Genomic DNA, 22438 nt, shown 5'->3' with positions numbered 1-22438 from the left:
TCGCCATGTTTACCTTTATCAAAAAAGTCATCAAAACCGGCACGGCGACCTCGTCTTATCCGCTGGAGCCGATTGCGGTTGATAAAAACTTCCGTGGTAAGCCAGAGCAGAACCCGCAGCAGTGCATTGGCTGCGCGGCCTGCGTCAATGCCTGCCCGTCAAACGCCTTAACGGTTGAAACCGACCTCACCACCGGTGAGCTGGCGTGGCAGTTCAATCTTGGGCGCTGCATCTTCTGTGGACGCTGCGAAGAAGTCTGCCCGACGGCGGCAATCAAACTGTCGCAAGAGTACGAACTGGCGGTGTGGAAGAAAGAAGACTTCCTGCAACAGTCCCGCTTCGCGCTGTGCAACTGCCGCGTCTGCAATCGTCCTTTCGCCGTACAGAAAGAGATCGACTACGCCATTGCGCTGCTTAAGCACAATGGTGACAGCCGCGCGGAAAACCACCGCGAAAGCTTTGAGACTTGCCCGGAATGTAAGCGCCAGAAATGCCTGGTGCCGTCCGACCGTATTGAACTGACTCGCCATATGAAAGAGGCCATCTGATGAGCAATTTATTAGGCCCCCGTGACGCCAACGGCATTCCGGTTCCGATGACGGTGGATGAATCCATCGCCAGCATGAAGGCGTCGTTACTGAAAAAAATCAAACGTTCTGCCTACGTTTACCGCGTGGACTGCGGTGGCTGCAACGGCTGCGAAATTGAAATTTTCGCCACGCTTTCGCCGCTGTTCGATGCAGAACGCTTCGGTATTAAAGTTGTTCCGTCCCCGCGTCATGCGGATATTTTACTGTTTACCGGCGCGGTCACCCGTGCAATGCGATCCCCTGCGCTACGTGCGTGGCAGTCCGCGCCGGACCCTAAAATCTGTATCTCTTACGGTGCCTGCGGTAACAGCGGTGGCATTTTCCACGATCTCTACTGCGTGTGGGGCGGTACGGATAAAATCGTCCCGGTGGATGTTTACATCCCTGGTTGCCCGCCAACGCCTGCCGCCACGCTGTACGGCTTTGCAATGGCGCTCGGCCTGCTGGAGCAGAAAATCCATGCCCGTGAGCCAGGCGAACTGGATGAGCAACCGGCAGAGATTCTGCATCCGGATATGGTGCAGCCGCTGCGCGTGAAAGTGGATCGCGAAGCGCGTCGCCTGGCGGGTTACCGCTACGGTCGCCAGATTGCCGATGACTTCCTTACGCAATTAGGGCAGGGCGAAGAGCAGGTTGCTCGCTGGCTGGAAGCGGAAAACGATCCGCGTCTGAACGAGATTGTCAGCCATCTGAATCATGTTGTTGAAGAGGCGCGTATCCGATGAGTGAAAAGGTGGTGTTCAGTCAACTGAGCCGTAAATTTATTGATGAGAACGATGCCACGCCCGCCGAGGCGCAGCAGGTGGTCTATTACAGCCTGGCGATTGGTCACCACCTTGGGGTTATCGATTGTCTGGAAGCGGTGCTCACCTGCCCGTGGGATGAATATCTGGCATGGATTGCCACTCTGGAGGCGGGCAGCGAAGCCCGCCGCAAAATGGAAGGCGTGCCGAAATATGGTGAAATCGTCATCGACATTAACCATGTGCCGATGCTGGCCAACGCATTCGATAAAGCCCGGGCAACGCAAACTTCGCAGCAGAAGGAATGGAGTACAATGCTGTTAAGTATGCTGCATGATATTCATCAGGAAAACGCCATCTATTTGATGGTGAGGAGACTGCGTGACTGACGTTTTACTCTGTGTTGGTAATAGCATGATGGGCGATGATGGCGCAGGCCCGCTGCTGGCGGAAAAGTGCGCCGCCGCGCCGAAAGGTAATTGGGTGGTGATTGACGGCGGTAGCGCACCGGAAAACGACATTGTCGCCATCCGTGAACTGCGCCCTACGCGGTTACTGATTGTCGACGCCACGGATATGGGGCTAAACCCCGGCGAGATCCGCATCATCGATCCGGATGATATCGCCGAGATGTTTATGATGACTACCCATAACATGCCGTTGAACTACCTTATCGACCAGTTGAAAGAAGATATTGGCGAAGTGATTTTCCTCGGCATCCAGCCGGATATCGTCGGCTTTTACTACCCGATGACCCAGCCGATTAAAGATGCGGTAGAAACCGTTTATCAACGACTGGAAGGCTGGGAAGGGAATGGCGGATTCGCGCAGTTAGCGGTGGAAGAAGAGTAGTTTTTCAGTAAGGAATCAGGACAGGGATGTTCTTGATGAGGGAATCAGAACTGATAGCAAACGCCAGATTGCCCGCTGCGCTGCGCTTATCGGGCCTACCTGGTTCGTGCGACATGTAGGCCGGATAAGGCGTTTACGCCGCATCCGGCACGGTTACCTACTCTAAATCCTCACCATTACTGGCAATCACTTTTTTATACCACCAGAATGATTTCTTACGCGTGCGCGCCAGCGTACCGTTGCCTGCGTCGTCACGGTCTACGTAGACAAAACCGTAGCGTTTGCTCATTTCACCCGTTGAGGCGGAAACCAAATCAATACAGCCCCAGGTGGTGTAGCCCATCAGCGGAATGCCGTCTGCAATCGCTTCGCCCATTGCGCGGATATGTTCGCGTAAATAGCTGATGCGATAGTCGTCGTTAATCTCACCATTGGCAGCAAATTCATCTTTTGCGCCCAGGCCGTTTTCCACCAGAAACAGCGGCTTCTGATAACGGTCGTACATCATATTCATGGTGATACGCAGACCGAGTGGATCAATTCCCCAGCCCCAGTCGCTCACTTGCAGATACGGGTTACGCAGCGATTTCACCACGTTCGCCGCACTGCTGTTGTTGGCGTTCATCTCCGCCGAGGCGCAGCGCGAGGCGTAATAGCTGAAAGAGACAAAATCGACGGTGTTTTTCAGGATCTCATCATCGCCCGGTGCTTTGTCGATGGTTACCCCTTTTTCGCGAAATACGCGGGCAGAGTAAGCTGGGTACGCGCCCCGCGCCTGCACATCGATAAAAAACAGGTTTTCCCGATCTTTCTCCAGCGCCGCCCAGACATCTTCCGGCTTGCAACTGTAAGGGTAGAAGTTACCGCCCGCCAGCATACAGCCCACCTGATTTTGCGGGTTAACCTCATGGGCGATTTTGGTGGCTAATGCACTGGCAATCAGCTGGTGGTGTGCGGCCTGATATTTCACCTGATCCTGATTTTCCCCTTCTTCAAACACCAGACCCGCACCGGAGAACGGGCTATGCAACATAATGTTGATTTCATTGAAGGTTAGCCAGTATTTCACCAGGCCATCAAATGCTTCAAAACAGGTTCGGGCGTAGCGAGTGAAAAACTCCACCAGCTTACGGTTACGCCAGGAGCCATATTCCGTCACCAGATGCATCGGCACATCGAAGTGACACAACGTGACCAGCGGTTCGATACCGTACTTTTTACACTCTTCAAAGACAGAACGATAAAAAGCAATGCCCTGCTGGTTGGGCGTCAGCTCATCGCCCTGCGGGAAGAGGCGGCTCCAGGCTATTGAGGTACGGAAAACCTTGAATCCCATCTCTGCCATCAGGGCGATATCTTCTTTATACCGATGATAAAAATCCGTCGCCTCATGGCTGGGGTAAAACTCGTCATCGCGCAACTGAAAACGTTTTTCCAGCCCCAGTTTCACCGCCATTCGATGCTCGCCGTGTGGGATCATATCGACCGTGGTCAGCCCTTTGCCACCTTCACGGTACGCACCTTCAGACTGGTTGGCGGCAAGCGCGCCGCCCCATAAAAAACCTTCTGGAAATACTGACATTTTCATCCTCAATTAAGACTTACTTCTTTGGCGACGGTCGGTTGTACGCTCTGATGCTTTCGCGCCTCGGCAGCCGCTTCCTCAACAGGAATATCCTCAAAGCCGAGCAGCAGTGTGAGGATAAACGACAGCACCACCGCCAGCGCCATGACCGCGAACACCCAGACGATGCTCATTGGATTCGCCGGATCGAAGAACTGCACGCTGGTAAATAGCCCCGGCGCTGCCATTGAGTGGCTGGCAAGCCCCGCCATACCGGCAACCGCGCCGCAAATAAAACCGCTGATAAGACTGGCGATAAGCGGACGTTTCAGGCGGATCGCCACGCCGTATAACGCCGGTTCGGAAATCCCCGCCATGATGGCTGATGCCGCCGCAGCCAGTGCCGTCTGGCGCAGTTCCGGGTTTTTCGTTTTCCACGCCACCGCCAGCGATGAACCGCCCAGCGACAGGTTAGCGCCGATCTCTGACGGCATGACCATCCCTTCTTTTCCGGTTTCGGCAATGGTCTGAATGATGGTTGGCGTAAAGACGCGGTGCATCCCGGTCATTACCAGCAGCGGCCACAGCGCGCCCATAATGGCGACTGAAAGCCAGCCCAGATAACCATGAATGGTGTAAACCAGCGCCGAAATGGCGCTACCGATCCAGATACCAATCGGGCCAATCAGCAGGATTGCCAGCGGTGCGGCAATCAACACAATCAGCATCGGCTTGAGGAAGTTTTTTGTCACTGCCGGTGTAATGCTGTCCACCCAGCGTTCGATATATGACAGGCACCAGGTCATCACCAGCGCCGGGATCACCGTGTAGGTGTATTTCACCGCCGTGACCGGAATCAGGGCAAATTCAACATGTTCACCCTGAGCCGCTTTCGCCATCAGCTCAATGAAACTCGGATGTACCAGTACACCCGCGATGGCAATCGCCAGCGACATATTGGTTTTAAATTTGATGGCGGCAGAAGCCGCGACCATCAGCGGCAGGAAGAAGAAAGCACCGTCACCAATCACATTCAGAATGGTTAAGGTCGGCGATCCTTTTGTCAGCACACCGCTCATCTCGAGGATCATCGCCAGCAGTTTGACCATCGATCCGCCGATAATCGCCGGGATCAGCGGTGACATAGTGCCGATCAGCGCATCAAGGATCCCTGCACCAATGCGACGTAGCGTGAGCTTGGGTTTACCCACGGGCAGGGCGGGTTGCATATCTCCCGGCAGCAGGCTGACGATTTCCTGAAAGGCTTGTGAAACGGTATTGCCGATAATCACCTGACACTGGTTGTCACTACGTACCACGCCGAGTACGCCGGAGATGGTTTTCAACGTCGGGCTGTCGATAAGCGCATCATCTTTAATAACAAAGCGCAAACGCGTCATACAGTGCGTGACCGCCGAGATGTTATCAACGCCGCCCAGTGCCGCTATCACCGAGCGCGCCAGCGCCGCATAATTTTTGGCCATCGGATTTTATCCTGTTATCAGTAGGGTAGAGGTAGTTGTTATCAGTCGACGTGACGGGAAAATGCCGATGCTGAAACGGAAGTAAGAAACCGGTTTCACAAAATCATGAATAGTTGTCACTAAATAAGCAAGAGAGTTAATTGTTCATTTTTTATATTTGTGAAACCGGTCACCTGAATATTTTTCCCGCTGATTGCGCAAGGACAATCAGCAAACGGTGCAGTAAACTGCGATGACTGCGTGTAAAGGGATGAAAACAATGACGACAATGCTGGAAGTGGCGAAGCGCGCCGGGGTTTCAAAAGCGACCGTTTCCCGCGTGCTTTCAGGTAATGGCTACGTCAGCCAGGAGACGAAAGATCGCGTGTTTCAGGCGGTAGAAGAGAGCGGTTACCGCCCAAATTTGCTGGCGCGCAATCTGTCGGCGAAGAGTACTCAGACGCTGGGGCTGGTAGTGACCAACACGCTTTACCACGGCATTTATTTTAGTGAATTACTGTTTCATGCCGCGCGGATGGCGGAAGAGAAAGGGCGCCAACTGTTGCTGGCTGATGGTAAACATAGCGCCGAAGAAGAGCGCCAGGCGATTCAGTATCTGCTGGATCTGCGCTGCGACGCCATTATGATTTACCCGCGTTTTTTAAGCGTGGATGAGATCGATGACATTATTGACGCGCACAGTCAGCCGATAATGGTGCTCAATCGACGCTTGCGCAAAAACAGCAGCCATAGCGTCTGGTGCGATCATAAACAGACCAGCTTTAACGCCGTGGTAGAGTTGATAAACGCCGGGCATCAGGAGATTGCTTTTCTTACCGGCTCGATGGATTCCCCCACCAGCGTTGAACGTCTTGCCGGGTATAAAGACGCGCTGTCGCAGCATGGTATTGCTCTCAATGAAAAACTTATCGCTAACGGTAAATGGACGCCCGCCAGCGGGGCCGAAGGGGTAGAAACGTTGCTCGCACGTGGGGCTAAATTTAGCGCGTTAGTTGCCAGTAACGACGATATGGCGATAGGTGCGATGAAAGCGTTACACGAGCGCGGCGTAGCGGTGCCAGAGCAGGTGTCAGTTATCGGATTCGATGATATCGCTATTGCCCCCTACACCGTTCCGGCGCTCTCCAGCGTAAAAATTCCGGTAACTGAGATGATTCAGGAAATTATTGGACGGCTGATTTTTATGCTCGATGGCGGGGATTTCTCACCGCCGAAAACCTTCAGCGGAAAACTGATCCGCCGCGACTCCCTCATTGCTCTTTCGCGATAAACATTGTCATCACATGTCATCGTCACTAGTGTCGATGACATCGTTTTTCCTGCATTACAGAATTTAATTTCTTTAAATAACAGTAAATTAAAAACTGGCATGATTTGTGAATGTATCGGCGCATTAACTGTCATTGCTGGAGAATTTGATGAACCGTTTCATCATTGCTGACGCGAGTAAATGTATTGGTTGCCGTACCTGTGAAGTGGCGTGCGTGGTTTCTCATCAGGAGAATCAGGACTGTGCATCGCTGACCCCGGAAACATTTTTACCGCGTATCCATGTCATTAAAGGTGTGAACATTTCCACGGCGACAGTCTGCCGTCAGTGTGAAGATGCACCGTGCGCTAACGTCTGCCCGAATGGTGCTATCAGCCGTGATAAAGGGTTTGTTCATGTCATGCAGGAACGTTGTATTGGTTGCAAAACCTGCGTTGTGGCTTGCCCGTATGGTGCGATGGAAGTGGTGGTGCGTCCGGTGATTCGCAACAGCGGCGCAGGGCTGAATGTACGGGCTGACAAAGCCGAAGCCAATAAATGCGACCTGTGTAACCATCGTGAAGACGGCCCTGCGTGTATGGCGGCTTGCCCGACCCATGCGCTGATTTGTGTCGATCGTAATAAACTTGAACAACTGAGCGCAGAAAAACGTCGCCGCACGGCGCTGATGTTCTAAAAATCTTACAGAACTGTTCTGGCATCAAAGGAATTCCCGGAAATATTCGTAGAATACGGAGCGGGCGGTTTCGCTGACCTGTGACTGCCGGATGCGACGCGCTCGTGTCCGGCTGGGCGGGTTACGCAATTCATGATGGCGGGAATAACTCAATGGCAAAAAACACATCTTGCGGTGTCCAACTGCGTATTCGTGGCAAAGTGCAGGGCGTCGGTTTTCGTCCGTTTGTCTGGCAGCTGGCACAGCAATTAAATCTTCACGGCGATGTCTGTAATGACGGCGATGGCGTGGAAGTCCGGTTGCTGGAAGACCCGGAAACGTTTCTTGTTCAATTGCATCAGCACTGCCCACCGCTGGCGCGTATTGATAGCGTCGAGCGTGAGCCGTTTATCTGGCCACAGCCGCCCACCGAGTTCACCATCCGCCAGAGCACAGGCGGCACCATGAATACGCAAATTGTTCCCGATGCCGCTACTTGCCCTGCCTGTCTTGCCGAAATGAATACCCCAGGCGAGCGGCGTTATCGTTATCCGTTTATCAACTGTACTCATTGTGGCCCGCGTTTCACCATTATTCGCGCGATGCCTTACGACCGCCCGTTTACCGTGATGGCGGCGTTTCCGCTGTGTCCGGCCTGTGACAAAGAGTACCGCGATCCGCTCGATCGCCGCTTCCACGCCCAGCCGGTGGCCTGCCCGGAGTGTGGCCCGCATCTTGAATGGGTAAGTCATGGTGAACATGCGGAACAAGAGGCGGCATTACAGGCAGCTATTGCACAGTTAAAAATGGGAAACATTGTTGCCATCAAAGGGATTGGCGGATTTCATCTCGCCTGCGATGCACGCAATAGTAACGCAGTGGCGACACTTCGGGCGCGCAAACATCGCCCGGCGAAACCGCTGGCGGTTATGTTGCCAACAGCAGAAGTCTTACCAGACGCTGCGCGCCAGTTGCTCACCACGCCCGCCGCGCCGATTGTGCTGGTGGATAAAAAATATGTTCCTGAGCTTTGTGATGATATCGCCCCTGGCCTTAACGAAGTCGGGATGATGTTGCCTGCGAATCCGCTTCAGCATTTGCTGTTACAGGAACTGCAATGCCCGCTGGTGATGACCTCCGGCAACCTGAGCGGTAAACCACCGGCTATCAGCAACGAACAGGCGCTGGCGGATTTGCAGGGCATTGCCGACGGATTCCTGATACACAACCGCGACATCGTGCAGCGGATGGATGATTCAGTGGTGCGCGAAAGCGGCGAAATGCTGCGCCGTTCGCGGGGGTATGTACCGGACGCGCTGGCTTTGCCTCCGGGCTTTAAAAATGTTCCGCCTGTGTTGTGTCTTGGTGCGGATCTGAAAAATACCTTCTGCCTGGTGCGTGGTGAACAAGCGGTGTTGAGTCAGCATCTGGGCGATTTAAGTGACGATGGCATTCAGATGCAGTGGCGCGAAGCGTTACGCCTGATGCAAAACATCTACGATTTTACCCCGCAATACGTTGTGCATGACGTGCATCCGGGCTATGTCTCCAGCCAGTGGGCGAGCGAAATGAATCTGCCGACGCAAACGGTGCTTCATCATCATGCCCACGCAGCGGCGTGTCTGGCAGAACATCACTGGCCGCTGGACGGTGGTGATGTCATTGCGTTGACGCTCGACGGTATTGGTATGGGGGAGAACGGCGCTTTGTGGGGCGGCGAGTGCCTGCGGGTGAACTATCGCGAATGCCAGCACCTGGGCGGCTTGCCTGCGGTGGCGCTTCCGGCGGGCGATCTTGCCGCAAAGCAGCCGTGGCGTAACCTGCTGGCGCAGTGCCTGCGCTTTGTGCCGCAGTGGCAGAATTACCCTGAAACGGCAAGTGTGCAACAGCAAAACTGGAGCGTGCTGGCGCGGGCCATTGAGCGTGGAATTAACGCGCCGCTGGCGTCATCGTGCGGGCGTTTGTTCGATGCCGTAGCGGCGGCGCTGGGCTGTGCGCCAGCCACATTAAGTTATGAAGGCGAAGCGGCTTGTGCGCTGGAGGCGCTGGCGGCTTCGTGCCACGGCGTGAAGCATCAGGTAACGATGCCGTTGGTAGATAATCAACTGGATCTCGCCACCTTCTGGCAGCAGTGGCTGAACTGGCAGGCTCCGGTTAATCAACGCGCGTGGGCATTTCATGATGCGCTGGCGCAGGGTTTTGCATCGTTGATGCGTGAGCAGGCTACGATGCGGGGTATCACTACGCTGGTATTTAGTGGTGGCGTTATTCATAACCGTTTGCTGCGCGCACGGCTGGCGCATTATCTCGCTGATTTCACATTGCTCTTTCCACAGAGTTTACCGGCGGGTGATGGCGGGTTGTCTCTGGGGCAGGGGGTTATTGCTGCGGCGCGTTGGTTAGCGGGTGAAGTCCAGAACGGATAAAGCGTGTTGCATTTGGACACCATTGCCGGATGCGGCGTAAACGCCTTATCCGGCCTACACATGCGCACCCTGTAGGTCGGATAAGACGCATCAGCGTCGCATCCGACATTTTGGGCACAGTAGCCCACCTACACCGGCAACGTTTTCAACAATCCGAACGCCTCTTTCATCCGATCCTCACTGACCACAAAGGCGCGAAGCTGGTCAGCATCGTCAACGCCGCGCGCCACCATTCCCTGGCGTTCGGTATTAATCTGCCAGCGTAAATCCTGACGCTGGGTTTCGCCTGCCAGATGCAGCGGTAATTCCGGCGTTTTGATTTTCACCAGCATCGCCGGTAGTTTCAGCGGCGTGTTATTGCCGAGAAGATTTTTTGCCAGCACCATCGCGCTAAGTTGAATCGGCTGCAGGAACGGCAATACCTGACCGTTAATCTCCGCGCAATCGCCCAGCGCGTAAATATCGGCATTACTGGTTTGCAGATAACTATCGACGCAAACGCCGCGATTAATCGTCAGCCCGGCGCGTCGTGCCAGGGCGGTTTCCGGGCGCAGTCCGGTTGCGGCAATTACCGCGTCCACTTCGATGCTGCGTTGGCGATCCAGCGTTGCCCGAATGCCAGAATCCGTTTTTTCCAGCCCCTGCAACTGAGATTTCAACAGCAGATGAACGCCCATCTCCGTCAACCGATGCTGCAAGCGGCTGCTTACTTCCGGTGGCATTAACGATGCCAGAATACTGGCAGCGTTGTCGATTAGCGTGACCGCTTTGCCTGCCCGACAAAAATCCATCGCCAGTTCGCTACCAATCAAACCACCGCCAACAATCAATACGCGCCGCGCTTCCCGCAGTTGCGTTTCACAGGCGCGATACTCTTGCTGACTATTTAACGTCAGCATGAACTCACGCCCGGGCACCGGCGGGACAAAGGCGCTGGCACCGGTTGCCAGCACTAACTTGTCGTATTGCCACTGATTATTCTGACTTTTCACCACATGGGCTTCGGCATCGATATCCGTCACCCAGGTGTGCGGAAACAGGCGCAGATTAAACTGCTCGGCAAATTCACCTGCCGTCTGGCGGGTAAGGTCGTCGGCACGTTGCCCCTGACTGATAACATGGCTGAGGTCAGGTTTGTTGTACTCATCCATGCTGTCGGCGGCAATCAGGGTTAACGGAGTACTGGCGTCCTGTTTGCGAATATTTTTCACCAGTTGGCGGGCGGCGAAGCCCGAACCAATGATCACAATGCCGTTGCTCATTTTGCCTCCGATGCCAGTTCGTCAAAGACGTCTTTGCCGAGGGAGCATTCCGGGCACAGGAAGTTATCCGGGACTTCACTCCACGGCGTTCCTGGCGCAACGTCCTGCATTGGCTCGCCTTTTGCCGGATCGTAAATCCACTGGCAGACGCTGCATTGCATCCGTGGGCCGAGGTCAGCCGTCGTGGTGGCACAGGTTTCTTCTTTAACCACCGTATTCACCGTGCTCTGCGGCAGCGGCGAAAGCGCCCATTGACGGGCAATTTCACGACCGTGTTCACGGCATAACTCCAGAGCGTCCTGATCCGGTCGCCATTTGGCTTTCAGGCTAAGCGACATTTCGAAACCTGCATCCTGCAGGCGAGTGGAAAGACGATCCACCGCACCGCCGCTCCAGCCGTGAGAGCCGAAAGCACTGGCGCGTTTATTACGAAAGCGCAATCCGGTCATCTCCTCCACCAGCCCGGCGATTTTCGGCATCATCACGTTATTCATCGTCGAAGTGCCGACCAGCACGCCTTTTGAGCGGAAGACATTGGTCAGGATTTCGTTTTTATCGCTTCGGGCGACGTTGAAAATTTTCACCGCCACGCGTGGGTCGGTTTCCGCGATCCCCTGGGCGATAGCGTCAGCCATCATGCGGGTATTATTCGACATGGTGTCGTAGAAAATGGTGATTCTGTCTTCCTGATAATCCGCCGCCCATTTCAGGTACAGCTCGACAATTTGCGTCGGGTTATCGCGCCATACCACGCCGTGAGAGGTCGCTATCATATCGACTGGCAAGTTAAAGCCCAGGATCTCGGTAATTTTCGGCGTTACCAGGCGGCTGAACGGCGTCAGGATATTGGCGTAGTAACGCTGGCACTGCTCGAAAAGCTCGGTCTGATCCACTTCATCGTTGAACAGATGCTCGTCGCAGTAGTGCTGACCGAAAGCATCGTTACTGAACAGCACCGCGTCGCCTGTCAGGTAAGTCATCATGCTGTCCGGCCAGTGCAGCATTGGCGTTTCGACAAAAATGAGCTGTTTGCCGTTGCCGATATCCAGCGTGTCGCCAGTTTTCACCACATTAAAATTCCACTCCGGATGATGGTGATGACCATTTATCGAGTCGATAGCGTTGGCTGTACAGTAGATCGGCGTATCGGGAATTTGCGCCATCAGTTCAGTCAGCGCCCCGGCGTGGTCCTCTTCTGCATGGTTAATCACGATGTAATCGATATCCGCCAGATCGATTTCATTACGCAGGTTCTGCACAAATTCGCGGCTGAATTTATGGTCGACGGTGTCGATCAGAACGTTTTTTTCTTCGCGGATGAGGTAGCTGTTGTAGCTGCTGCCGCGCAGCGTTTTATATTCCGTGCCGTGAAAATCACGTACTTCCCAGTCACGTTGACCCACCCAATGAATGTTATTTTTCACCACAATAGACATAGCAACCTCAATTTATTCAGCGTGTTCTAAAAAGATGTCTTGTTAATTGCAGATTGCGTGCCAGTTTTTTATCTGATTGTTTTTAATGTATAAATTAATTTATGCTCATTAGTGAGTAGTCAAAATGACTATCAATAAAATGGTCAATATGACAATATCAATAGTCAAATTGACAGTGAGGCAAAGATGAGTTTTTCCGTTGATGTGCTGGCGAATATCGCCATCGAATTGCAGCGTGGGATTGGTCATCAGGATCGTTTTCAGCGCCTGATCACCACGCTGCGTCAGGTGCTGGAGTGCGATGCGTCTGCGTTGCTACGTTACGACTCGCGGCAGTTTATTCCGCTTGCCATCGACGGGCTGGCGAAGGATGTACTCGGTAGACGCTTTGCGCTGGAAGGTCATCCACGGCTGGAAGCGATTGCCCGCGCGGGTGATGTGGTGCGCTTTCCCGCAGACAGCGAATTGCCCGATCCCTATGACGGTTTGATTCCCGGGCAGGAGAGTCTGAAGGTTCACGCCTGCGTTGGTCTGCCGTTGTTTGCCGGGCAAAACCTGATCGGCGCACTGACGCTCGACGGGATGCAGCCCGATCAGTTCGATGTTTTCAGCGACGAAGAGTTACGCCTGATTGCCGCGCTGGCGGCGGGAGCGTTAAGCAATGCGTTGCTGATTGAGCAACTGGAAAGCCAGAATATGCTGCCGGGCGATGCCGCGCCGTTTGAAGCGGTGAAACAGACGCAGATGATCGGTCTGTCGCCAGGTATGACGCAATTAAAAAAAGAGATTGAGATTGTGGCGGCGTCCGATCTCAACGTCTTAATCAGCGGTGAGACGGGAACCGGTAAGGAGCTGGTGGCGAAAGCGATTCATGAAGCCTCGCCACGGGCGGTGAATCCGCTGGTCTATCTCAACTGTGCCGCACTGCCGGAAAGTGTGGCGGAAAGTGAACTGTTCGGGCATGTGAAAGGAGCGTTTACTGGCGCTATCAGTAACCGCAGCGGGAAGTTTGAAATGGCGGATAACGGCACGCTGTTTCTCGATGAGATCGGCGAGTTGTCGTTGGCATTGCAGGCCAAGCTGCTGCGGGTGTTGCAGTATGGCGATATTCAGCGCGTTGGCGATGACCGCAGTTTGCGGGTCGATGTGCGCGTGCTGGCGGCGACTAACCGCGACTTGCGTGAAGAGGTGCTGGCAGGGCGATTCCGCGCCGACTTGTTTCATCGCCTGAGCGTGTTTCCACTTTCGGTGCCGCCGCTGCGTGAGCGGGGCGATGACGTCATTCTGCTGGCGGGGTATTTCTGCGAGCAGTGCCGCCTGCGGCTGGGGCTTTCCCGCGTGGTATTAAGCGCCAGTGCGCGAAATTTACTGCAACACTACAGTTTTCCGGGAAACGTGCGTGAACTGGAACATGCTATTCATCGGGCGGTAGTACTGTCGAGAGCGACCCGCAGCGGCGATGAAGTGATTCTCGAGGCGCAACATTTTGCTTTTCCAGAAGTGACGGTGCCGCCGCCAGAAGCGGCGGCGGTGCCCGTTGTTAAGCAAAACCTGCGTGAAGCGACAGAAGCGTTCCAGCGTGAAACCATTCGCCAGGCACTGGCACAAAATCATCACAACTGGGCCGCCTGCGCGCGGATGCTGGAAACCGACGTCGCCAACCTGCATCGGCTGGCGAAACGTCTGGGATTGAAGGATTAAATAATCCCGGCCTGATAGAAATCCTGCAGGTTAATTGCGCCGGTGAGTTTGCCGTTTTCATCCACCACCGGTGCGGCAGTGATTTTGCGCTTCATCAGGATCTCTTTAGCGTCGATGGCGCGACTTTGCGCCTGTAATGTGGTGCCGCCTGCCGTCATCGCTTCATTAACTGGCGTGGTGAGTGCGCCGCCGCCAACCAGCCAGCGACGTAAATCGCCGTCAGTAAAGACGCCTTTCACCAGTCGTTGATCATCGCACACTGCCACCAGACCTAAACCGGTGCGGCTGAGTTCCAGCATCGCGTCCATCACGCTAGCGGTTAACGCCACCTGCGGGATGGCGTCATCACGGCGCATCAGATGATGTACTTTATTCAGCAAGCGAGCGCCCAGCGCGCCGGCAGGGTGGGAGCGGGCAAAATCTTCTTCATTAAAACCGCGCGCCTGCATGACTGCCATCGCTAGTGCGTCACCCATCATCAGGGTATTCACAGTGCTGGAGGTCGGCGCAAGGTGCATCGGGCAGGCTTCGCGTTCGACGGAAATATCCAGCACTGCTTTCGCCGCCAGACCCAGCGGTGATGTCGGTTTGCCGGTCATCGCCAGCAGCGCGATGGATTTATCTTCCAGACGCGGAATGATCAGATCCAGTTCCTTCGCGCCACCGGAGTAAGAGATAAACAGCATCACATCGCGGCTTTCAATCATTCCCAGATCGCCGTGCAGTGCTTCTGCGGGATGGACAAAAAAAGCCGGTGTGCCGGTACTGGCAAGCGTTGCGGCGATCTTTTTGCCAATGTGGCCCGATTTGCCAATTCCCGAAACCACCACTTTGCCTTCGCAGTGCAGGATGATATTGGCGGCGCGAACAAAATCATCGCCCAGACGTTCCGGTAAACGGCTTGCTTCCTGCAACTCCATGGTTAACGTCTGACGCCCTGCGTTCAGTAGTGCTTCACTCATTGCTCTCTCCGGTTATGATCACATCGATCCCTTTCTTTTCCAGCGCCTGACGAAACGCCGGATCGATACCTGCGTCGGTAATTAGCTTATCGACGCTTTCAAGACTGCAAACTACGTTGGGGCTTTTACGGCCAAACTTTGATGAGTCCGCCATCAAAATCACTTCGCGCGCGGCATTGCACATTGCCTTACTGACGGTATAGACCTCGTTGAACGTGGTTACGCCCGCATTGAGATCGATGCCGTCGGTGCCCATAAACAATTTGTCGAAGGTGAAATGTTCGAAGGCATTCTCTGCCAGCTGCCCGTGAAATGAGGCCGATTTTTTACGAAACGTTCCGCCTGGCATCAGGATAGTTTGTTCATTATCCAGTTCGGATAGCGCGTTGACGATATGCAGGCTGTTGGTCATCACCGTGATGTTATTAAAGCGCGAGAGCATGGGGACCATCTGCAACACGGTACTGCCAGCATCAAGAATGATCGAATCGCCATCATGAATAAAACTGACGGCGGCTTCCGCAATCAGCTCTTTCTTGTGGGTGTTGATGAGCGTTTTATGATCGATAGGCGGATCGGATTCCTCTTTATTTAACACCACGCCGCCATAGGTACGGATGACGGTTCCGGCATGTTCCAGAATAACCAGATCTTTGCGAATGGTGGTGCCTGTGGTGTCAAAGTATTGCGCCAATTCTTCAACCGAGCATTTCCCCTGCTTTTGCAGGTACTCCAGAATGGCGGCCTGACGCTGACGAGGTTTCATGGGCGTGATTACCTGATTTAGGTTTCAAAATGATAACTTCGCAAGCAAGTAACATTCACAACGAAATTATCCACGTTTCAGTTTAAGCGCCAATGATAGAGCATTCTGTGATAGTGGATCACGGGGAAAGATCACATCGGGCCTCAAATCACCAGAATACATACCCTTAATTGCGGGAATTTTTTGTGGTCGGGCGAAAACGGTCAGTCCTTTCATAAACAAGGTGTCGGTGACGCGCTGCTGATCGTCCAGGGCGATGGCGACCACGACCCGTGGCTTAAAGCGCCCACTGGAACGGCCTACACCGACGCGCCCTTGCTGGCAGAGCGCGTCGAAGGCTCGATTAAAACGAGAAATTTGCCAACCGCCTAAGGCCAGTTGCGCGCACCAGGCGATAACGGCGACGGTGATGAGTGCGGATACCATAACTTCTCCTTAATGTAGTGGCGGAAGTCCTGTAGGCCTGAGAAGCGTAGCGCATCAGGCATTCTATTAGTCTCGCGGAGATCCTTAAGGGATCTCCGCTGTTGATCAGAACATCACCTGACCACCGGTGACATTGATCGACTGTCCGGTGCAGTACGACGCCTTTGGACTGGCGTAGAACAGCAGCATATTCAGCACATCCTGATAATCGCAGCCGCGTTTGAGCGGTACTTTATCGATGTAATACTGCTCGACTTGGTCCGGTTTGATACCCAGCTTGGTCGCGTATTGTGGCAACAGTGACTGGAACATCGGCGATTTCAGCAGGTTACCGAGCATCAGTGAATGCACCGTAATGCCGTACTCCGCCAGATCCAGCGCCAGTGATTGAGTCAGCCCGACGCCACCAAATTTCGCTGCGCTATAGCCAGAGTTGTGTTTGCTGCCCACTTTGCCGGATTTCGAGTTGATCTGAATAATGCGTCCCTGAATCCCGTCGCGGATCATCAAACGCGAAAATTCACGCGCGCACAGGAAATAACCCACCAGATTTACCTGTAGCGAGCGGTCAAAATCGCCAAGCTGAAAATCGCTGATAAACGCTGCTTTTGCAATTCCGGCGCTGTAGACCAGCAAATCGACGCGACCAAAGATTTCATTTACCCCACGAGAGAGCGCCAGAACGCTCTGCTCGCTGGTAGCGTCAGCACCAAAACCATACGCCGTTCCTTCACCATATTCGGCGTTAATTTCTTGCGCCACATTTGCGGCTTTGTCGCTCTGAATATCGACAACCGCGACGCGATACCCCTCGCCAGCCAGACCGTGGCACAGGAACGCGCCCAGGGTTTGCCCACCACCGATGACAACGGCAACCTGATTCATTTTTTACTCCTTAACAGATTCAAACTTCAAAACCGATCCCGGTACGATATCGTCGGGTACAGGGCCTGCCACATGGACAGTGCCCGGAAATTCCGCTTCGCTTAAACCATCGAAGCGCAGGGTGACATGACCCAGTTCGCGAAGATTGTCTTCCGCCACGCTGCCAACGGCGGTCACCGGATAACGATGCTGGCCGAGAGAAAATTGCAAACCGGGATGGAGTTCACCTTTCAATTCGCCGTGGCAATGGATGAAGCAATACTCTTCGAGATCCGCAGGTGCGCCTTCACGAAAGGTGATGAGCATCTGGTCGCTGAAGGCGTCAGTGGCGCTCGCGCCGATACGGGTGATGGTGGTCTGATAAATAACGGTCATGTTTCATCCTCTATTGATAGATAAAACCGGAGACAAACCAGGCGATCAGTACAGTCGGTGCGCCGGTAAAAAAGCGGCTCACCAGTACAGAAGGGACCCCGACGCGAACCGTGTCCTGACGGGCTTCCGCCAGCGATAAACCGACCGGGATAAAGTCGCAGGCCGCCTGCGCGTTGATGGCAAACAGCGCCGGTAAAGCCAGATGCGGCGGAATATTGCCGAGACCAATCTGCACACCAATCAATACGCCGATAACCTGTGCGATAACGGCGCCAGGCCCGAGGAAAGGTGAAAGCAGTGGGAAGGAGCAGATGAGCGCCAGCATAACCAGCCCCAGTGGATGGCTCGCCAGCGGAGCAAGACCGTGAGCAATCCAGTCACCAAGGCCGGAAGCCATAATGATGCCGATGAGCGCCGAGACGAACGCCATAAACGGCAGAATGGTTTTTAATACGGTATCGATAGTGTCGCGCCCGGACTGGAACAACACGGCAACGGCAGACCCCATGCCCATTCCCACCTTCGCCAGTAAACCATCGCTTTGTTCGGTGATTTTCTTGCTGGCATCATAGTCACGGCCCACGGAAGAGGGTTGTGGTGTTGCATCACCCACTACAGTGATGTTTTCTTCTTTCACGCCAGAGACATAAATATCTTCCACTATGTACTGCGCCAGCGGACCGGACTTGCCCGTCGAGTGGATATTAATGGTGGGAATATGCCGTTTTGGATAGATGCCGCAGCGCAGTGTGCCGCCGCAGTCGATTACCGCAACGCCGATTTCCGCTTCCGCAGGTTCACCTTCTTTAAAGCCGTCGATAGCCTGCCAGCCAGTAAGCTGTGCCAGTTTGTCGACAATTGCAGGCCGGGTTCCGGCGGTGATATAGACGATTTTTTTACCTGGCGTGGCTTCCAGCTCTAGCGGGCCGCCCCAGCCACCCGTTCCTTTTTCGATCCGAATACGCGTCATGATGTCGCTCCTGCCAGGTGAACTTTCTGTTCAAGTTGAATGCCCATCTTTTTCTCAAAAATGGCGGTGGTCAGGTCGGTCACCCAGCCACGGAAGAAGTTGGTGACCAGACCAACCAGCAGGTAGCTCACTGCCAGTGGGCCAAGTGGCAGATTCAGCGTCGTCAGACCGCTGGCAATTCCCAGATAAACAAACAGTTCGCCGGGGTTGATATGAGGGAAGAGACCGTTCATTGAGTGGCAGCTATAAGAGGCCGCCGCGTAATAGCTGGGTTTGAACTTTTCCGGCATAAAACGACCCAGACTTAAGGTCATCGGGTTACAAAAGACAAACGTGCCAATGCACGGTAATAGCAGGTAACGAGAAACAGGATTGCCGGCGCAACGTTGAGCAAATCGTTCAATGCGGTGCTGCCCGATAAAATTAATCAGCGCGTTCATGATTACCAGCAGGCTTATCAACAGCGGAAGAATGCCGGTCACCATCCCGGTAAACACCTCTCCACCTTTCTGGAACAGCCCGATGAACCACTCTGCGCCATGAGTAATGGTTTCTATCATTGTTCTCTCCTTTGAAATTTATTGTTTTATTACCAAACGGCAACACAATCTAATCAGATTGAAAGATTTAAAAGTGTTATTTTGATCGCAAAATGAAAGATAAACATTTTAATTTGAAAGTTTAGTTAAGAGAATGGCGATGAAGGTGATTTGTGTTATGTAAAGTCCGTATTGGGCAGTGACTACCGCTTCCTTGTGCGGGGCGGGATGCTTTACCATACTTGCCCCTGGTTGAATCTGTTAAATGGACTCCTCATGGTCAAGCGTCGTTATGTAACATTACTTCCCCTTTTTGTGTTGCTTGCCGCCTGTAGCAGCAAGCCAAAACCTACTGAGACTGAAACGACCACCGGAACGCCGTCCGGCGGCTTCCTGCTTGAGCCGCAGCACAATGTGATGCAGATGGGCGGTGACTTCGCTAACAACCCGAATGCGCAGCAGTTCATCGACAAAATGGTGAACAAACACGGCTTCAATCGTCAGCAGTTGCAGGAAATCCTCTCTCAGGCGAAACGTCTGGATTCGGTACTGCGGCTGATGGATAACCAGGCACCAACCACATCAGTGAAGCCGCCATCAGGCCCGAATGGCGCATGGTTGCGTTATCGCAAAAAATTTATTACGCCGGATAACGTGCAGAACGGCGTGGTTTTCTGGAACCAGTATGAAGATGCGCTGAATCGCGCGTGGCAGGTGTATGGCGTACCGCCGGAAATTATTGTCGGGATTATCGGCGTCGAAACCCGCTGGGGACGCGTGATGGGTAAAACCCGCATCCTCGATGCGTTGGCGACGCTGTCATTTAACTACCCACGCCGCGCGGAGTATTTCTCTGGCGAGCTGGAAACTTTCCTGCTGATGGCGCGCGATGAGCAGGACGATCCGCTCAATCTGAAAGGTTCCTTTGCCGGGGCAATGGGCTACGGTCAGTTTATGCCGTCGTCTTACAAACAATACGCCGTGGATTTCAGCGGCGACGGACATATCAACCTGTGGGATCCGGTTGATGCCATTGGCAGCGTGGCGAACTATTTCAAAGCGCATGGCTGGGTGAAAGGCGATCAGGTCGCTGTAATGGCAAATGGTCAGGCTCCGGGCTTGCCAAATGGCTTCAAAACCAAGTACAGCATTTCACAACTTGCAGCGGCAGGGCTGACGCCACAGCAGCCACTGGGCAATCATCAGCAGGCCAGCTTGCTGCGTCTGGATGTCGGGACGGGGTATCAGTACTGGTACGGTTTGCCGAACTTCTACACCATCACCCGTTACAACCACAGCACCCATTACGCAATGGCGGTCTGGCAGTTAGGACAGGCCGTGGCGCTGGCGCGCGTACAGTAACTCTTTGCAAGAGGGGGGTTAAACCTCCCTCTGCTATCTTACTGTTTATTTGAAAGAGATTGCTGACGTAATTGTTTGATTTTCTTAGACAGCGACACTGTATATCCCAGGCAGACAACGCCTAACGCAGCCTGACCAAAATCGAAAGGTTCAAGATAGCCAGAAGATAAAATCTTACATACCACTGCAACCAGGGCGCTGACGCCGCCAATGGTGACCCACATACGCATTTGCGTGGTCTGTTTGAGTACGTTTTGTGGGGTGTTATCCGTTTTCTTTGTTGCCATTACTTTCTCTCCCTGTGAATACATATCAATGTGAACGCGGCATGGTAGCCTTTTTCTTTACTGGTTGGTCGTAACAGTCTTATTTCGGAATGCGACTCGTAAAATGAATCGCTCGTCCCCATCTTTTACGGGAAAGTGCTATCTTGTCCGGCATAAATATTTGACTGACAGAGGTTGTGATGACTGACAGTGAACTGATGCAATTAAGCGAGCAGGTAGGGCAGGCGCTGAAAGCCCGTGGCGCAATCGTAACAACCGCTGAGTCTTGTACCGGCGGCTGGGTAGCGAAAGTGATTACCGATATTGCCGGTAGTTCCGCCTGGTTTGAACGCGGATTTGTCACCTACAGTAACGAAGCCAAAGCGCAAATGATCGGCGTGCGAGAAGAGACGCTGGCTCAGCATGGCGCGGTGAGTGAACCCGTCGTGGTGGAAATGGCAATTGGCGCCCTGAAAGCGGCTCGTGCTGATTATGCCGTTTCTATTAGTGGTATCGCTGGGCCAGACGGCGGCAGCGAAGAGAAACCTGTTGGCACCGTCTGGTTTGCTTTTGCCTCAGCCAGCGGCGAAGGTATTACCCGCAGGGAATGCTTCAGTGGCGACCGCGAAGCCGTGCGTCGTCAGGCGACGGCGTATGCCTTGCAGACGCTGTGGCAACAATTTCTACAAAATACTTGATACTGTATGAGCATACAGTATAATTGCTTCAACAGAATATATTGACTATCCGGTAATACCCGGCATGACAGGAGTAAAAATGGCTATCGACGAAAACAAACAGAAAGCGTTGGCGGCAGCACTGGGCCAGATTGAGAAACAATTTGGTAAAGGCTCCATCATGCGCCTGGGTGAAGACCGTTCTATGGATGTGGAAACCATCTCTACCGGTTCGCTTTCACTGGATATCGCGCTTGGGGCAGGTGGTCTGCCGATGGGGCGTATCGTCGAAATCTACGGACCGGAATCTTCCGGTAAAACCACGCTGACGTTGCAGGTTATTGCCGCTGCGCAGCGCGAAGGTAAAACCTGTGCGTTTATCGATGCTGAACACGCGCTGGATCCGGTCTACGCACGTAAACTGGGTGTCGATATCGATAATCTGCTGTGCTCTCAGCCGGACACCGGCGAGCAGGCACTGGAAATCTGTGACGCGCTGGCACGTTCTGGCGCCGTAGACGTTATCGTTGTTGACTCCGTTGCGGCACTGACGCCGAAAGCGGAAATCGAAGGCGAAATCGGCGACTCTCATATGGGTCTTGCGGCACGTATGATGAGCCAGGCGATGCGTAAGCTGGCGGGTAACCTGAAACAGTCCAACACGCTGCTGATCTTCATTAACCAGATCCGTATGAAAATTGGTGTGATGTTCGGTAACCCGGAAACCACAACCGGTGGTAATGCGCTGAAATTCTACGCTTCTGTTCGTCTCGATATCCGTCGTATCGGCGCGGTGAAAGAGGGCGAAAACGTGGTGGGTAGTGAAACCCGCGTGAAAGTGGTGAAGAACAAAATCGCTGCACCATTTAAACAGGCTGAATTCCAGATCCTCTACGGCGAAGGTATTAACTTCTACGGCGAGCTGGTTGACCTGGGCGTGAAAGAGAAGCTGATCGAGAAAGCGGGTGCGTGGTACAGCTACAAAGGTGAGAAGATCGGTCAGGGTAAAGCGAATGCGACTGCCTGGCTGAAAGACAACCCGGAAACCGCGAAAGAGATCGAGAAGAAAGTACGTGAGCTGCTGCTGAGCAACCCGAACTCAACGCCGGATTTCTCTGTAGATGACAGCGAAGGCGTAGCAGAAACTAACGAAGATTTTTAATCGTTCGTTATTGATGATAATAGATAATGTGTGCACGGACGGTCCCCTCGCCCCTTTGGGGAGAG

Annotated in this window: 23 protein-coding genes; 11 read left to right on the top strand and 12 right to left on the bottom strand. The window is 53.7% G+C overall.

Annotated features, from left to right (window positions below):
- Positions 1–5 precede the first annotated feature (5 nt).
- Genes hycF through hycI form a run of 4 tightly spaced genes read left to right on the top strand, consistent with a single transcriptional unit; the run spans position 6 to position 2185 of the window.
- Positions 6–548, top strand: coding sequence for a formate hydrogenlyase subunit HycF (gene hycF, locus EQY_RS0118730; protein ID WP_000493804.1), 543 nt, complete (start codon positions 6–8; stop codon positions 546–548).
- Complete coding sequence (gene hycG / locus EQY_RS0118725; protein WP_000067387.1) at positions 548–1315, top strand: formate hydrogenlyase subunit HycG; 768 nt, start codon at positions 548–550, stop codon at positions 1313–1315. Before hycF ends, hycG begins: the two co-directional genes overlap by 1 nt.
- Positions 1312–1722: a formate hydrogenlyase assembly protein HycH gene (hycH, locus tag EQY_RS0118720; RefSeq protein WP_001291932.1), complete on the top strand. Its 411-nt coding sequence runs from the start codon at positions 1312–1314 to the stop codon at positions 1720–1722. The genes hycG and hycH overlap by 4 nt, the downstream gene beginning before the upstream one ends.
- Positions 1715–2185 (top strand): hydrogenase maturation peptidase HycI, encoded by a 471-nt coding sequence (hycI, locus tag EQY_RS0118715; protein ID WP_000132961.1) that lies wholly within the window; start codon positions 1715–1717, stop codon positions 2183–2185. Before hycH ends, hycI begins: the two co-directional genes overlap by 8 nt.
- Positions 2186–2342: 157 nt before the next feature.
- Here hycI and ascB read toward each other — a convergent pair whose 3' ends face one another.
- Together ascB and ascF are read right to left on the bottom strand one after the other, a co-directional pair.
- On the bottom strand, positions 2343–3767 hold the full coding sequence (ascB, locus tag EQY_RS0118710; RefSeq protein WP_000110358.1) for a 6-phospho-beta-glucosidase AscB: 1425 nt from the start codon (positions 3765–3767) through the stop codon (positions 2343–2345).
- A gap of 8 nt (positions 3768–3775) precedes the next feature.
- Positions 3776–5233, bottom strand: a complete 1458-nt coding sequence (gene ascF, locus EQY_RS0118705) for a PTS cellobiose/arbutin/salicin transporter subunit IIBC (RefSeq protein WP_001107834.1) — start codon at positions 5231–5233, stop codon at positions 3776–3778.
- A gap of 259 nt (positions 5234–5492) precedes the next feature.
- Between ascF and ascG the strand changes: the two genes are divergently transcribed.
- The 3 genes from ascG to hypF all read left to right on the top strand — a co-directional run bounded on the left by ascG (position 5493) and on the right by hypF (position 9584).
- Complete coding sequence (gene ascG / locus EQY_RS0118700; protein WP_000210331.1) at positions 5493–6503, top strand: DNA-binding transcriptional regulator AscG; 1011 nt, start codon at positions 5493–5495, stop codon at positions 6501–6503.
- Positions 6504–6651: 148 nt separating this feature from the next.
- A complete protein-coding gene (hydN, locus tag EQY_RS0118695; protein ID WP_001078777.1) occupies positions 6652–7179 on the top strand; it encodes an electron transport protein HydN in 528 nt (175 codons plus the stop codon).
- Between the two features lie 152 nt (positions 7180–7331).
- Positions 7332–9584 (top strand): carbamoyltransferase HypF, encoded by a 2253-nt coding sequence (gene hypF, locus EQY_RS0118690; RefSeq protein WP_024212649.1) that lies wholly within the window; start codon positions 7332–7334, stop codon positions 9582–9584.
- Positions 9585–9712: 128 nt separating this feature from the next.
- On the opposite strand, the gene norW is transcribed toward hypF, so the two are convergent.
- Together norW and norV are read right to left on the bottom strand one after the other, a co-directional pair.
- The gene (gene norW / locus EQY_RS0118685; RefSeq protein WP_000064726.1) at positions 9713–10846 is read right to left on the bottom strand and encodes an NADH:flavorubredoxin reductase NorW; all 1134 of its coding nucleotides are present in this window, start codon (positions 10844–10846) and stop codon (positions 9713–9715) included.
- Positions 10843–12282, bottom strand: coding sequence for an anaerobic nitric oxide reductase flavorubredoxin (gene norV / locus EQY_RS0118680; RefSeq protein ID WP_000029633.1), 1440 nt, complete (start codon positions 12280–12282; stop codon positions 10843–10845). Before norV ends, norW begins: the two co-directional genes overlap by 4 nt.
- A gap of 186 nt (positions 12283–12468) precedes the next feature.
- Between norV and norR the strand changes: the two genes are divergently transcribed.
- Positions 12469–13983, top strand: coding sequence for a nitric oxide reductase transcriptional regulator NorR (gene norR / locus EQY_RS0118675; protein WP_000010735.1), 1515 nt, complete (start codon positions 12469–12471; stop codon positions 13981–13983).
- Here the strand turns inward: norR and gutQ are convergent.
- From gutQ to srlA, 7 genes are all read right to left on the bottom strand, one after another.
- On the bottom strand, positions 13980–14945 hold the full coding sequence (gutQ, locus tag EQY_RS0118670; protein WP_001287441.1) for an arabinose-5-phosphate isomerase GutQ: 966 nt from the start codon (positions 14943–14945) through the stop codon (positions 13980–13982). The two genes, norR and gutQ, sit on opposite strands and share 4 nt — an antisense overlap.
- Positions 14938–15711, bottom strand: a complete 774-nt coding sequence (gene srlR / locus EQY_RS0118665; RefSeq protein ID WP_000804556.1) for a glucitol operon DNA-binding transcriptional repressor SrlR — start codon at positions 15709–15711, stop codon at positions 14938–14940. Before srlR ends, gutQ begins: the two co-directional genes overlap by 8 nt.
- A 66-nt stretch (positions 15712–15777) precedes the next feature.
- Complete coding sequence (gutM, locus tag EQY_RS0118660; RefSeq protein WP_000252899.1) at positions 15778–16137, bottom strand: transcriptional regulator GutM; 360 nt, start codon at positions 16135–16137, stop codon at positions 15778–15780.
- Between the two features lie 105 nt (positions 16138–16242).
- Positions 16243–17022, bottom strand: a complete 780-nt coding sequence (srlD, locus tag EQY_RS0118655; RefSeq protein ID WP_001077363.1) for a sorbitol-6-phosphate dehydrogenase — start codon at positions 17020–17022, stop codon at positions 16243–16245.
- Positions 17023–17025: 3 nt separating this feature from the next.
- Positions 17026–17397, bottom strand: coding sequence for a PTS glucitol/sorbitol transporter subunit IIA (gene srlB, locus EQY_RS0118650; RefSeq protein WP_000216196.1), 372 nt, complete (start codon positions 17395–17397; stop codon positions 17026–17028).
- A 10-nt stretch (positions 17398–17407) separates the two neighbouring features.
- Positions 17408–18367, bottom strand: a complete 960-nt coding sequence (gene srlE / locus EQY_RS0118645) for a PTS glucitol/sorbitol transporter subunit IIB (protein ID WP_000196930.1) — start codon at positions 18365–18367, stop codon at positions 17408–17410.
- Positions 18364–18927 (bottom strand): PTS glucitol/sorbitol transporter subunit IIC, encoded by a 564-nt coding sequence (gene srlA / locus EQY_RS0118640; RefSeq protein WP_000573314.1) that lies wholly within the window; start codon positions 18925–18927, stop codon positions 18364–18366. The genes srlE and srlA overlap by 4 nt, the downstream gene beginning before the upstream one ends.
- Positions 18928–19182: 255 nt before the next feature.
- Here srlA and mltB point away from each other — a divergent pair, with 255 nt between their 5' ends.
- A complete protein-coding gene (mltB, locus tag EQY_RS0118635) occupies positions 19183–20268 on the top strand; it encodes a lytic murein transglycosylase B (RefSeq protein ID WP_000240845.1) in 1086 nt (361 codons plus the stop codon).
- Between the two features lie 38 nt (positions 20269–20306).
- Here the strand turns inward: mltB and EQY_RS0118630 are convergent, their stop codons facing one another.
- Complete coding sequence (locus tag EQY_RS0118630; protein WP_000201681.1) at positions 20307–20555, bottom strand: hypothetical protein; 249 nt, start codon at positions 20553–20555, stop codon at positions 20307–20309.
- Positions 20556–20734: 179 nt separating this feature from the next.
- Here EQY_RS0118630 and pncC point away from each other — a divergent pair, with 179 nt between their 5' ends.
- Both pncC and recA read left to right on the top strand, forming a co-directional pair.
- Complete coding sequence (pncC, locus tag EQY_RS0118625; protein ID WP_010348092.1) at positions 20735–21232, top strand: nicotinamide-nucleotide amidase; 498 nt, start codon at positions 20735–20737, stop codon at positions 21230–21232.
- Positions 21233–21311: 79 nt separating this feature from the next.
- A complete protein-coding gene (gene recA / locus EQY_RS0118620) occupies positions 21312–22373 on the top strand; it encodes a recombinase RecA (protein ID WP_000963153.1) in 1062 nt (353 codons plus the stop codon).
- Positions 22374–22438 lie beyond the last annotated feature (65 nt).

This window comes from Escherichia sp. TW14182, assembly GCF_000208525.1.
GTDB classification, from domain to species: domain Bacteria; phylum Pseudomonadota; class Gammaproteobacteria; order Enterobacterales; family Enterobacteriaceae; genus Escherichia; species Escherichia ruysiae.
Note: the sequence above shows the minus strand (reverse complement) of the source record. Positions and strands in the feature narration are given on the sequence as shown.